We start from the raw sequence: 13,070 nt of genomic DNA on the forward strand, positions 1-13,070 counted from the left end.
GGACGGGACTCCCCGTACACAACCTACGCTCGCACGCGTGATCGAACACGGAGATGGGCTCGCCTGGCTTCACCGGGGCCTGGACGGCTACTACCTCACCTTCGCGGAGGGCATACCGGCCGAGGAACTGGCGGTGCGGCTGGGCGCCCCGGCGGATTCGCCGGTGCTGGACGCGGACACCGTCGCGGCGATCGAGCGGGCCGCGCCGCCGTGGGAGCAGTCCGTCCCCGACGTCGGCCGCATCGGGGACGCGGGCAACGGCTGGTCGTTCGTACTGCTGCCCTGCACCGCGTACTGGGAACACGGCCGCACCGGCCCCGACAGCCCGTACGGCCACCACCCCTCGCACGGCATCCGCACCGTGAGCGCCGTCTACACCGGCATGGACCCGGCCCAGATCGATGTCATGCACGACGGGCAGCACCTCTGGGGCTACTCCGACAGCGGGTCCAACGGCTCCCGCCCCGACCTCCTGAACACCGCCCTGGCCGACCTCGGCTGGAACGCGGACGCGGGCGAGGAGGAGGACGAGGACGGCGAAGTCCCCCCGCACACCCCCTCGTACGAGCTCCTGTACACAGCCCTCGGCAACTTCTTCGGCCTCAACGGCCTGCCCCGCGCCGCCATCGAGAACCACACCCTGCCCGCCATGTTCTGCGAACTCCGTGACCTGCCACGCCACGAGTACGCCGACGCCCCCGCCGGCCCGTACGGACCGTGCGAGCAGTGCGGCGGACCGATGGCCCTGAGCCATGTGGCGAAGGCGGTGGGGAGCTACGTCCTCTACTGCGACCGGTGCAAGGCCCTCGGCGGATACCGCGTCGAAAGCCTGACACGCACCGAGGAACGCACCGTACCCAACCCCAAGTGGGCGAACCTCAATCTCCTCGGCGACAGCGACTGACACCCCACGAAACCGAGAAGGGCCTCATGCGAGAAGGGCCCCACACGGATCGTCAGTCGCGAACCAGGCAGAAAGGATGACCCGCCGGGTCCGCGTAAATCCTCCAACCACGCCTGCCGTCACCGGCATCGAGCAGCGAAGCTCCATGTCCGAGAATCTGTTCCTGGGCCAGGTCGAGATCCGCGACGCCCAGATCTAGATGGAACTGCTGCGGATGAGCGGGATCCGGCCACCGCGGCGGCCGATGGTCCTCCACCCGCTGGAATGCGAGCACGAGCCCCGAGTCGGTATGAAGGGTCGACCAGCTGGCGTCGAGCGACCACCGAGGATCCGGCCGGTCCACCACGCCGCCGAGAAGCGCCAGGTAGAACCGGGAAAGTTCACGCACATCGGAACAGTCCAACACCACACACTGCAGCTTGGCGATCATGTGCGGCAGCGTAGACCGGCTGCACTGTCCGGACCCCAACAGCGCCGCGAGGCGCGCGCGGGTACCTGTCCACCGTTCCGCACGCGTGCCACAGCCGGGAGCCCTCCCGCCTTGGCGGGCGAAAGGGCTCCTGACCTGGTGTTTCTCTGTGCCCCCGGCAGGATTCGAACCTGCGACACCCGCTTTAGGAGTTTTCCCTGGGCGAGGCTGTGACCTGCATAAATTTCCGGCGTAGGGTGCCTCGCCTGGGAGAATTCCTCTCCCGAGTTCTCACGTGTTCGCGTGGTTTCCCGTCCTGATGTGTGCTGAATCCGTTCTGAACCGGGGCTACCCGGCAGACGGTCGGCAGCGGGTCTTCGTGACAGACACGAAGGATCGGCGGCACCCCGCTTGAGGTCTCATGTCGGCAGTGGCGCTAATCCACATTAATGCCGTACTCCTGTACCAGTTCCTCCAAGCCGCCTCGGTATCCCTTACCTCCGCTGACGAACTCCCAGTCGCCGTTCGCGCGGCGACGGAAGGACCCCAGCACGAGGGCGGTTTCGCCAGTGCGGCCATCGGACACTTCCAACTGGTCGAGTGGGGTTCTCTCGGTGTCCAGCAGCCGAATACCGGCGTCGGTGAAGCCGGACAGGTCGGCCGCGGGGTTGGCGACAGGATCGACCGCGGCGATGATGACGAGACGGTCCGCGCGCGTCGGTATCGCATCGAAGGAGACTTGGATGGCGGCTCTGTCCGGCGCGACGGGGATGAGCGCGCGGACCGTGCCGTCAGGTGTCCGGGGATTGTTGAAGAAGACGAAGTGGTCGTCGTCCAGCACCCGGTTGCCGTGGCAGACGAGCGCGCACACGTCCAAGGCGACGTTGCCCGACCAGTACATGCCCAGCACGTTGTGGTCGTCCGTGCTGGTCTCACTGTCCGGCGCTGTCCGCTGGGCGGGCACCGGGCGTTCGCCGCTGCCCAGTCGCCCGCGCAGCCCGTGGCGGTGCAGCAGGTCGACCAGCTCGGAGCCTGCCACCAGTTCCAAGGGCTTGCCGTTGGCGAAGGTGTGCGAGCCGGGGCCGAATCCGGACGTCGTGACCAGCACACCCTTGTTGGCTCCGGCGCCCTGGACGGTGCCGTACAAGTCGCGGACGGCTGTCGGTGGCACGGTGTTGCGGTAGCGCTTGACCTGTACGACGATCTTGCCGCCGCGAATCGGGGTCGGGTCCAGCGCATCGACGTCCACGCCACCGTCGTTCGAGCGCTGTGTGGTCACGGCCTGCATGCCCATGGCCCGGAACAGATCGGTGACCAGCACTTCGAAGGCGATGGGGTCCATCTCGTACAGATCCGGCTCTTCGTCGCCTCCATGGGTGACGACACCGTTACCGACGTCTTCGGGAACCCGGCCGGGCCGCACGGACGCGTACTGATCGGGGCGCGATGACAGTTGCCCCCGAAGTCCGTCCACCAGGCAGTTGACAGCGTTCACCTGTTCCAGATGCAGTTCGGCGAAGCTCGAACGCGAAGCCATGACTGTGCCGAGGAACATGGGTGCCCGTCTGCCGGTCGTCGGGTCGTGATCGTCCACGAACCCGTTCAACGCGACCGATTCCAGCGCACCGAACTCATCGGCTGCGAAAAGGTCACGCAGAACCAACAGGAGACACTGGGCGAGTACGTCCCGGTACAGGGCGCGGCGCTGCGTGACCGGTCGGGGCGACTCCTTCTCCTGATCTGCATTGATCACGTAGCGCACCGACTTCGCCTCCGGGACGACGTCGTACTTGGGCAGCTCCCAGTTCAATACCAACTGGCGCGCACCGGAGTCGTACGCTGCGGACACCTGACGGGGCAGGTCCTCCGGCCAACCGGTCGAGGCGTAGAGAGCGGCGGAGAAATACTCCACCGCGGCCTCGGGATCTCCGTTGCGAAGCCCCATTGTCATCTCTGCGATGCCGGCGTTGTGCCGACGGATTTCGCCCAGCTGGGCTTCGGCCCATTGCTGGTACTGCAGCTGGTAGGTGGCCAACTGGTGCTGACGTTGTGCTTCCGCAGCCTGCGCGGCCTGCCAGTCACGCTCGAACCTGGATCGGGCCTCCGCCTGTGCCTGAGCTCGCCTTGCGGCGGTCCAACCACCCTGCGGCTGGTACTGGTTCGGGTCCGGCATGCGGACGGGGTGCGCGAGCTGTCCCGGGGAGAATGCCTCGATCCGCTCCGCCCGAGTCAGTGCATCGGCCCTGAACACCGGAGTTCGGCACCCTGCCGCCAACAGACCCTGCAACGACTCAACCCGTGCGTCGAGTTCCTCCGTGCGCCGCCGGGCCTCCGCCTCGCGCTGCTCCCGATACGCCGCTCTCTGTTCACGGTGGCTGCGCGCCAGCTCTTGCTGGTAGGCGCGTTGTTGCCTCTCCTGATCCCGCTGGTATCTGGCTTGCGCCTCACGTTGACGTTGCTGTTGGCGCTGCGCTTCAGCCCAGACACCGACCAACCCATTGGAGCGACGGCTCATGCTCTACAGGCCCTCCCCACCAGAGACTCGGCGTGCGTGCACCAAGCCCTGGCCCCATAACCAGCAGTGATGAGGCGACTCTAGTCGGCAACCAGCCGTGCGCCCATGCCCTTGCCGCAGATGGCCTCCGATACGCCCTAGCCTGTGCATACCAAGGAGAAGCGGTGCCTGTCGACGGGACGGTGCCTCCTGCCGGGCGGTGCCATTGCTCAGTGGCGAACCGTCTGGAGTGTGCCGGCCCTTGGCTGTGGTGGATGGGGAACCTCACCTCGGCCTAGGAATAGCCCTGTGTGTGATGCGCTGCACCCCAGATACAGGCCCCGTGTCGGTGCTCGTGAGCCTGTTCCGCTTATCGGACCAGACTCATGAGCTCCGCTCATGAAAGGGCCGAGCGCCGCCTGTGCATACATGCAGCGTCGACTAATCGCGTAGTAGGCGCATGGCCAGCACGGAACCGTCAGGGTGCACGGAGACAGGACCGTTCCAGCGTGGGTCCCACGTCTCGCGTGGCCAGGTGGACCGGCGCGCGTAGATTTCGTGGCGGTACTGCTTCACCTGCCCCTCCTCAAGGTGGCGGAAGAGATCCTCCGCGACTCCGGAGAATGCCTCGACCCGCTTCCGGTTGAGCCGGAAGACGTGGTCCGTGCCAACGAAGTCGATGCCGAGGAACCGGTGGCGTGCGTCCTGGACGCTGTCCGTGGCCGCGTGTGTCAAGTCTGTAAAGTGCCGCTGCCCTTGCCGCTTCGTCAGGTACGGGGCGGTCGCCCTTCCGTCCCCAGCGAAGGCGGTGAGACCGGCTGCGGATGTGCGGGCGAGGGCATGTTGGAACCATGCGTAGAGATCCGGGCTCACGTGATAGCCGAGTTCGGGCTCCATGGGCCTGTCGCCTTGCGTGGGCGGCCGGATGCCGGGATAGACGTTCTCGTCCTCCAACGCGTGATCAAGAAAGCGGCCCGGAGCGTCCAGCCAACCGCCCTTTCCTCCCGCCTCCAGTGTGTGGACCGTCAGCGGTCCGTCGAGGGGGAGCTCAGTGCTGAACACGAGACACGGTGTCTCATCCCATGCCCCGATCTGCACCGCCTCAACGTGGGCGGAAGCCGATGCGAGCTGAGTATGCGAGGTGGAGAGCCCACTGTGGTTGCCCTTGCATGCGATCGGTAAGACGCGAGAGGGCTCGCCGGGTCTCCATACCTCGGCGAAGAACTGCGGGCGGTACCGGTAGCCCGACCTCGGGCCGGAGTCCCTGCTGGTCAGGGCCCATCCTGCACGCAGGGCCGTGTCGGCCGGCGCGATCGAGACGAAGTGATCCGGGTAGCGCATGCTCAGGAGTCGTGTGGCGAGCGCCAGCGCGAAACCGGTGCCGAGTTCTCCCGACTGAAGCGCCTTGTAGTAGTCCGCGGTCTCCCGGCCCTCGACCGAGAGGGCCATGAAGGAGTCCGGGTTCCCGGTCAGAGCCTGGTTGTACTTGAGGCAGCCCCAGTGCTCGGCGAGGCCGCGTCCCGCGCCGCGCCGGGCCAAGGTAATAGACCGTCCCAAGGTGTGCAGCACCTCCCAGGGCGTGATTTGCACGAGTCGGTTGAGATCCTTCGCCGGTATGGGCTGTAGCTCCGGCCTTCGTCGAAGCGGGTCGAGCTCCTTACTCTTTCTCTGCTTGTCGTCGTCTGCCGCCGCGGCGCGCACATCCCCGGCCAGCTCCGAGTTCGAGTGGACTGCGACGTTCGACGGCTCCGCAAGGTCTCTCAGCACCTCTGCCGTGAGCTTCAACCTGCTCCCCCTCGTGCTCTGTTGTTCCTGGTCTGACTGCGTGGCCCGGTAGCCACGCAGTGGCTTTCGTTCGTCCCCGCTCTATGCGCCGGCTTTGGGCTGGCTGGCCGCGAGGTCGTTAAGAGCACCGTTCACGACATACCAGGACACTGTGAGCGTGTCGCGGTCGGGCGTGTGCGCCTCGCGGAACTCACACCGTGGGTGGACGAAATTGCGGTACTCGCGGAGGGCCTGACTGAAGCGCTCCATGTCGACGTCGACCCAGCCCGCCTTGTGGCAGATGTCGATGAGAGGCTTGAGACCGATGAAATCGGGGTCCTTTTTGCCCAGCAGAGAGGCATCGCGCTCCTCGATCACCGTAAGGAGGACGCCTTCGAGGAGGCTGCCCAGCATGATGATGGCCGCGACGTGGGCTCCGTTGGCATAGCAGGTGCGGGCCTCGTCCAGCCGGCGCTGGAGCAGCGCGGCCATCCGCGGTTCGCGGATGATCTCGGCCATGGTGGCTTTGAGCTCGACCGATGCCTGCTGGCCCGGGTGCGTCATGGTCGGGTCGCAGACGACAACCCTGGGTCTGCCACCGGGGTTCTCCAGGCGGAAGCCTTCGTGGACCAGGAAGGTGTTGACCGCGTTTACGACGTTCGGGAGGACGCCGGGTTCTTCGAGGTACTCGCGCGCGTCCGCGAGTCTGAGGAGCACCTTTTCCAGCTCGGTAGGGCTCTCGCGACGTTCCGTGAGTAGCTGAAGTGCCCACTCGCCCCGGTACTCGCCGTCGTACTCGGGCACGTGGCGCCACCCGGCGTTCTCCAGGAACTGGGCGATCTCGAAGCCCCTGCGGTAGAAGAGGTGGTCGTCGCCGCAGATGACGCGGGCCAGCTCCTTCAAGGTGTTGCCGTCGAGCGGGCCCAGAACGGTTTCCTGCGTCATGCGGCGTCGTCCTCCATGGTGTCGTCGTCGGTCTGGTCGTCGTACCGGTCGTCGGTCTGCTCGTCCCCGGTGCCGTCGTCATCAGTGAGTGCGTCGTCCGAGGAGAGGTCGAGTGGCTTCCAGCCGGCGTTGGAGTTGACCGACTGGGTGGCCGCCGAGGACCGCGTGTAGTTCGCGGGACGGATCCCCTGCCGGTCGAGTTCTTCCCACAGGCCGTCGAGGGCCTCGACGGGATCGAAGCGGAAGTCGCTCTCCCGTAGCCGCCAGAACTTCCACCCCACGCGCTTCAGTTCACGGTCCCGCCGTTGGTCGCTCTCGATCTGCTCCCGCGTGGCGCGGTGGAAGGCGTCACCGTCGCACTCGACTGCGAGCCGACCGCGGGCCCCTACCACCACCAGGTCGATGCGCTTGCTGCCGGCCGGGAACTGCGGGACTACGTGGTAGCCCTGTTGCTTGATCTCCAGGTACACCTGCTGTTCGAAGAGCGAGTCGAAGGGAGCCCTCCGGACGTCCGGCAGCACCGGTCCGATGTCGTCGGCGGCCTCCAGCGCGGCGGGCGGGTTCTCCATGTATGTCAGGAGGTTGAGCCGCAGGTCGTGTGGCTTGAGGCGATCCGGTGGGACCGAGTAGAAGAGCCGCATCTGGTCCTGGGCCCGGCTGGCGGCGACGTTGTACGCCTGTTGCTCGCTCTTGTTCCCGCCCGCTGCGCGCGGTGGGTTCGTCACGACCATGGACAGCAGGATGACGTGGCGCTCGTCGCCCTGGAACGAGGCTGCGTTGCCGACGCGTATCTGGTGCTGTTCGCGCACGGTGGCCGGCAGCCGCTGTTCGATGAGGTTCTCCAGGAGCTTGATTTGCCCGAAGCCCTGGAGCACGATCACGCCCATGGTCTTGTCCTGGTATGCGGGGTCCTTGGCCAGGCTGGCCAGGCAGTCGACGATCGCCTCGGCCTCCTTGGGGTTGTGGACACGGCTGTCGCGGCCCGCGACCACGGCGCCTTCCACGAAATGGGTACGCAACGGGTCCAGCCGTTCGGCGCCGTACTGGCGCAGGGGCAGGAGCTTGTTGTCGTAGAAAGTGCTGGAGGACCAGTTGATGATCTCGGGCACACAGCGGAAGTGCTCTTCGAGGCGGATCACCTGCGGGAAGAAGGTGGACAGCAACTGGTAGAGGTTGGTGTGTGGCGTGTAGAGCTGGCGCAGCCGGGTGGGCATGTCCGGCAGATGGGCCGCCAGCTTGTCCTGGATGGCCTGGTGACGGCCGTTGCGCGTGACGGAGGGCGCGCACTGTTTGTCGTCACCGACGACGATCACGCGGGGAGCCAGCCACAGGAGGAACAGCGCGTCCATGCCCGCCTGGCTGGCCTCGTCCACGATGACGACGTCGAAGGCGTCCCGCTTCGCCTGCACCATCTCGGCGACCTGTGGGATGGGCATGACCCATGCGGGGACCGCGTTTTGGGCCACGGACATGGCATCGCGCGCCGCGGCTTTGAAGAGCCCCGAGTTCCGCCCCTTGCCCTTGCCGAGGGACGCCACGTGCGTCCGGTACGCCTGGAGCGCCGACCGCTGGTCCTGCGTCATCCGCTCCAGGCAGTGCAACCGACCCCAGGCCGCGGCAAGTTCACCAGTCACATGTTCCAGCCGGGTTTCGTTCTCGCTGAGATCGCCTTCGAGCTTGCGCTCCAGTCCGGGCCTGCGCTGCCTGTCCAGGAACTGAGAGGCTTTCGCCCACGCCCAAGCCTGCTCCAGGGCGCCCAGCTGTTCCTCCCAGTCGGGGTTGCCGGCGCTGTCCACGAGGCGGCCTGCCAGCAGAGGGTGAGCGGCGCGTAGGACGCCCAGCAGTTCGGCGCACCGGCGTGTGTGGTGCTCCCGCCGGTGCGCGGCGGCCAGTGCCTCCAGGGCCTCGGTATAAGCGTCCACGTCCTGATCGCGGAGGGCCTGTACGAGAGACATGGACTCTGAAGATGGCTGCGCGCCATTGACAGGGGTACGCAGGAGTTCGTCCCACGCTGCCAGCTGCGCGACCGCCTCGTCGGCGGCGCGTCGGCCATGGAGAGCGGCGACTCCGGCATTGAAGTCCTGCCACGCCCGGCGGGAGGCGACCGTCAGGCGTACGCCGTGACGTACGAGAAGCTCGTCGACGCGGTCCCGAGCCGAGCCGAATGCCTGCACGTGCTCAAGGCGCTCGGCGCGTGCGGTCAGTTCGGCCAGTTGTACCTCCACGTCCCCTGGGGGGATCGCGGCTTTCGCCTGTTGCCAGCGTGTGGCCGCGCCCACGAGCGCGGAGTGGGCCCGGAGGTACGCCAGTACTGCGTCCAGGTCATCGGTCGTCTGCGGCGCACGGCCGTCGACGGTGCAGGAGTCCAGCAACTCTCTGGCGTTCTTCTGTACCTTGCTCGGAAACCGGGATCGCAGGGTCTTGCCCGTGGCCAGGTGGGCTCGGAGCGCGGAGCCGACGGTCGCCAGATGGCCGGCCTTCTGGGGATCCAGGTCCTTGGGCATGGTGACCAGGCGAAGGCCCAGCGTGTCCACGTCCCGCGCAACCGCCTGGATGTCTTCGGTGACGGCTGTCACGCGCTGCCACAGTCCAAGGTCGGACCGGCGGAGCCGGTCCGTCAGCGCCCGGGTGATCCAGGAATCCAGATCCCAACGCGTGGCGTCGGCAGGCACCCCGAGGTGATGAAGGGCCGTCTCGCAGGCATCGAGCAGCGAGGCCAGCTCGGCGGTCACGGATGCGTCGAGAGGGGCGAGCAGGTTCCGGAACTCGACGGCTTCCGGAGAAAGACCCTCGTCGCTGAGGCGGCCCGCCGCGAAGACGTCCGCGACGCGCTGGGGCGAAGGGAGCTCGTCAGGGACGGGAAGCGCGCCGCCCGCGCGCGGCTCACCCGCGCCGTCACGCAGCAAGAGGAGGAGTTCCTGGGCTTGCTCGGAGGCCAGCGGCGGAGCGTCCACGGCGGTGTCCGGGAGGGGGCTGACCCACCCGAACTCCTCGGCACCGGCGCAAACCCGCTCCACGATCTCGGCGAGCGTTCCCGCGTATCCCGGAGCCACGCTCCGATGCCGGTACTCGGCCTCTCGGAGCGAGATCACCTGCTCTGTGAGCGTCTCGATGCGTCCCCGTACCTCATCCCGTTCGCCGGTGAGTCGGCCGATCTCGGCGCGTAGTTCGTCGCGGTCACTGGTGGCCACCTGGTCGGTTAGCGCGTTGATGGTGCGTTCCAGCTCGCCCGCCCCATCATGGCGAGTGGAGCTGAGTAGGAGGACACACAAGTCCCTCACTGCGGGAGGAAGCTTGTCCCGCAGCACCGTCAGCGCCTGGTCGCGGGCGCTGGTGACGAGCACCCGCTGGCCCTGTGCGAGCAACGCGGAGACGAGGTTGGCGATCGTGTGGGTCTTGCCCGTGCCGGGCGGGCCCTGGACCACCACGCCGGTGTCGTGCTCCAGGCGCCCTAGCACGCTGCGCTGCTGTGCATTCGTCTTGCCCGGGAAGAGAGGATCGTCACCGAAGAGCGGTGCCCTCTGGGTCCCGTCCCAGGTAGATCGGTCGTTGGTCTCGATCGTCATGGCCATTTGGGCCAAGCCGAGCGGTGCGCGGCCCTCCGAGGCCACGGCTTCCGCGATTTGGCCGTAGTACCGCAGCAGAGAATTGAGGTTGCGAGGGCGCATGACCAGGGCGGGCGCGTATGTGAGGCGCGCCCCAGGCTCAGGTGTGCGGGGTGGCTCCCACGAGGCACTGAAGCCCATGGGACGTGTGGTCGCCCGCTCCTGCCACTGCGCCAGCTGTTCCAGCGTTGCGGGCCCCAGCGGGTCCATCCCACGAGCGGTGATCTCTTCCGAGAGAGCGGCCCCGCGCTCACGTACCCATCCGTCGTCACTGTCCAGGAAGTCCTGGTCTTCGAGACGCAGGGCGCTTTCCGATGACAGCCGCACTGTCAGCTTTGCTGTGCGGCGGTCCACCGACGTTTCCACACGATGGGTGAACAGATGGCGGTGCACAGTGTCCTCGTGCGGGCCATCCCAGGTCAATAGCCCGACGCCTAGGATGAGTTCCGTCTGGTCGTCCTCCTGGGCCAGCTTCTGGTGCCATGCGTAGACCCGATCGTAGAGCTCCCGGAGCGGGCGTTCCGCGCGCTCCCGCTCCGCCCACCTGCGCCAGCGGTCCAGCCAGGCGCCGTAGGCCCGCAGCACCTCGCCGGCCTCTTCACGGCGCAGCGTACCTTCCTCCTCCAGCCGCTCCTTCTCGTCCGCGACGCGCACCAGCTCCCGCCCCGGACCCTCCTCGGCAAGAGGCGGATCACCTCCATCGGGATCCAGACAGCGTGTCGGCTCGACCCAGCCGTCGAGGGAGGCGGGCAGGTCGGGCGGCGCGCTCTGCGGCACGTGGCCGAGTGTCAGCAGCACGCCGTCATCGCGCGACGCCGGCCTGCGGATGGGCTCCGGCAGCTGGGCCAGCCAGAGGCGTTCACGACCGCGGTCGTCACGCTGTCGCTGGTGGCTGCTATGGACCACGTCGCGCAGGAAGTTGATCAGCCCTGCTGTCTGCCCGATGACGTCAGGATCACTCGCGTGGTGTCGCGAAACGTTCACCATTCTCCTTCTCGGCCGCTGACGAACGTTCCAGAATGAGGGTCGTTCAAGATCGCGGCAACGGGCTCCGGGCAGAATGACCGAATCCGCTTCACAGCCCCAGTACTGGGCACGTTGCCGGACGGGCTGGTCGTGCCCGCCCCGATCGGCCTGGTCAAGCTCGCACGATGGGGGCTTCATGAAAGTGCTTCTATGCAGGTGGGAGCCTATGTGGCGAGACCGCCGGAGATTCTCGATCGCTAGTGCCTGCAGATCAAACGACCGGGCGTGCGCTTCCGTGCTCATGTCGGGCAGCGGTTACGTTCCGCGGTGGATGGTGACTAATTGTGGCGCGATTCAGGTGTCGGGTTCGGTGAGGCGTAAGGGGGCTATGGGGAGGGGAGGTGTGCACTGTGCTCGCTGCTCTTCAGCACAGGACCACCGATCGGGACCGTGCGATCGCCGATCGACAGGCGGCGATGCTCCGCGAGCGGCAAGGAGGTGCCGCGACGCAGCGGCACGTGTGTGGCACGGACGGGATCACGCGAAAGGGCCAGTTCGAGGGGGGCAAGCCCCTGAACCGGCCCTTGGCGCTGTGCCCCCGGCAGGATTCGAACCTGCGACACCCGCTTTAGGAGAGCGGTGCTCTATCCCCTGAGCTACGAAGGCGGAGATCTGTCGGAAGACGTGTACGAAGCCCGAGCCTGGTGGGTGACGGGTCTCAGATCAGCTTGCCGACAGGTTTGCGGTGACCCGGCCCATGAAGGTTCGGCCACCGCCGACAGTGTAGCGGGTGGAGTGAGGTCGGCGCCCTCGGGTTCATGCCGCGTGCCTGTGGGGGTGGGCAGGGGTGGTGCCAGTGGGGGCGTGAGGGGGTTGGGGGCGGGGGTGAGGCATCTTGCCGAGGGGGCTTGCCCGGGAGGAACCTGATGTGTCGCGACGCTCACTGACAGCCCGGCAGATCGGGCTTGCGCAGGCCGGTCCCGCCGGAGACGTGTCACGGTCGTTCCCGTCCCGCCCCGTCCCGCCCGATGCCCTGCGGCTACGCGTTCGTCGCTTCGGGCGGGGTTGTAAGGGGGCTGTTCGTGAGGGCAGTTGGGGGCGGGCGTACCGTTCTGACTGACCAGCAAGAACCGTTGTGCAGCAGGCACGGGGGTATTTCCGCATGTCTTGTACGCACAGCAGATCTCGGGTCTTCCCCGGAGCGGCGGGTGTCGCCGTGCGGGCGGGCGGGGTGTGGCGGTGTGTTGGGGGACGGGGACTTCCGGGCCGGGTGCCGCACGGCGGGTGACCGTCGATTCGTCGAAGGACCCCCCATGAAACGCCCCTATGTTCCCTTTCTGGCCGCCCTTGCCTTTGCCGTCGCTCTTGTCGGAGTGATCGCGTTCAGTGGCAGTGATCCAGGCACTCCCGCGGGTTACCACCGCAACAAGGACGGCACGCTGACGATAGAGAAGGCGCACCGTCCGGTCTCGCCGGCCTTCATGGGGGCCGATGTCGACGGGAGGCCGGTTCAGCTCTCCGACTTCGCGGGGAAGACGGTCGTGGTCAACGTGTGGGCCTCCCGGTGCGAACCCTGCCGCAAGGAGATTCCGGTTCTGGTGCGGTACCACCGGAAGATGGAGCAGCAGGGTGTCGTCGTGCTGGGGATCAACCGGGACCGGTTCGTCGACGAGGCGCAGGGCGTCGTGCGTGAGTTCGACATGCCCTATCCCAGCGTTCTCGATCCGGGCGGCAAGCAGTTCTTCACGCTGCCCAAGGGGTTGCTGAGCACTCATGGGGTGCCCGTCACCCTTGTCATCGATGCGGGTGGGCGGATCGCCGCGACGGCGTCCGGGCCCGTCAGTGAAGGCCGGCTGGAGGGGCTTGTCGCCGCCGCTCGGGTGCCTTGACGCGGGGCGGGGGCGGGCATAACGTCGCGAATGTACTGAGCAAGCGCTTAGAGAGGTCGTTCGTGCCGCACATCGACCCGACCCCCGCCGCCGA

7 protein-coding genes and 1 tRNA gene are annotated in these 13,070 nt (G+C 67.1%); 2 read left to right on the forward strand and 6 right to left on the reverse strand.

Features of this window, described 5'->3' with window-relative positions; genetic code table 11:
• Nucleotides 1-37 precede the first annotated feature (37 nt).
• Entirely contained in the window at nucleotides 38-904 is an 867-nt protein-coding gene (locus ABZ622_RS16395; protein ID WP_360543581.1) for a hypothetical protein, read from the forward strand.
• A gap of 52 nt (nucleotides 905-956) precedes the next feature.
• Here the strand turns inward: ABZ622_RS16395 and ABZ622_RS16400 are convergent, their stop codons facing one another.
• From ABZ622_RS16400 to ABZ622_RS16425, 6 genes are all read right to left on the reverse strand, one after another.
• On the reverse strand, nucleotides 957-1,334 hold the full coding sequence (locus ABZ622_RS16400; RefSeq protein WP_360543583.1) for a VOC family protein: 378 nt from the start codon (nucleotides 1,332-1,334) through the stop codon (nucleotides 957-959).
• A 415-nt stretch (nucleotides 1,335-1,749) separates the two neighbouring features.
• A complete protein-coding gene (locus ABZ622_RS16405) occupies nucleotides 1,750-3,828 on the reverse strand; it encodes a restriction endonuclease (protein ID WP_360543585.1) in 2,079 nt (692 codons plus the stop codon).
• Nucleotides 3,829-4,248: 420 nt separating this feature from the next.
• Entirely contained in the window at nucleotides 4,249-5,592 is a 1,344-nt protein-coding gene (locus tag ABZ622_RS16410; RefSeq protein WP_360543587.1) for a hypothetical protein, read from the reverse strand.
• An 81-nt stretch (nucleotides 5,593-5,673) separates the two neighbouring features.
• On the reverse strand, nucleotides 5,674-6,516 hold the full coding sequence (locus ABZ622_RS16415; protein WP_360543589.1) for a hypothetical protein: 843 nt from the start codon (nucleotides 6,514-6,516) through the stop codon (nucleotides 5,674-5,676).
• Nucleotides 6,513-11,390 carry an AAA domain-containing protein gene (locus ABZ622_RS16420; protein ID WP_360543591.1) on the reverse strand — a complete coding sequence of 1,626 codons (4,878 nt, stop codon included), beginning with the start codon at nucleotides 11,388-11,390 and terminating at the stop codon, nucleotides 6,513-6,515. Before ABZ622_RS16420 ends, ABZ622_RS16415 begins: the two co-directional genes overlap by 4 nt.
• Before the next feature lie 290 nt (nucleotides 11,391-11,680).
• Nucleotides 11,681-11,753, reverse strand: a tRNA-Arg gene (locus ABZ622_RS16425).
• A 647-nt stretch (nucleotides 11,754-12,400) separates the two neighbouring features.
• Between ABZ622_RS16425 and ABZ622_RS16430 the strand changes: the two genes are divergently transcribed.
• Nucleotides 12,401-12,976, forward strand: coding sequence for a TlpA disulfide reductase family protein (locus ABZ622_RS16430; protein ID WP_360543593.1), 576 nt, complete (start codon nucleotides 12,401-12,403; stop codon nucleotides 12,974-12,976).
• Nucleotides 12,977-13,070: the final 94 nt, after the last annotated feature.

This window comes from Streptomyces sp. NPDC007164, assembly GCF_040634135.1.
GTDB classification, from domain to species: Bacteria; Actinomycetota; Actinomycetes; order Streptomycetales; family Streptomycetaceae; genus Streptomyces; species Streptomyces sanglieri.

Excerpts from the sequence above, each read along its gene's own strand:
- ABZ622_RS16400 (WP_360543583.1), bottom strand. The coding sequence starts at position 1,334 with ATGATCGCCAAGCTGCAGTGTGTGGTGTTGGACTGTTCCGATGTGCGT.
- ABZ622_RS16405 (WP_360543585.1), bottom strand. The coding sequence starts at position 3,828 with ATGAGCCGTCGCTCCAATGGGTTGGTCGGTGTCTGGGCTGAAGCGCAG.
- ABZ622_RS16415 (WP_360543589.1), bottom strand. The coding sequence starts at position 6,516 with ATGACGCAGGAAACCGTTCTGGGCCCGCTCGACGGCAACACCTTGAAG.
- ABZ622_RS16420 (WP_360543591.1), bottom strand. The coding sequence starts at position 11,390 with ATGAGCACGGAAGCGCACGCCCGGTCGTTTGATCTGCAGGCACTAGCG.
- ABZ622_RS16430 (WP_360543593.1), top strand. The coding sequence starts at position 12,401 with ATGAAACGCCCCTATGTTCCCTTTCTGGCCGCCCTTGCCTTTGCCGTC.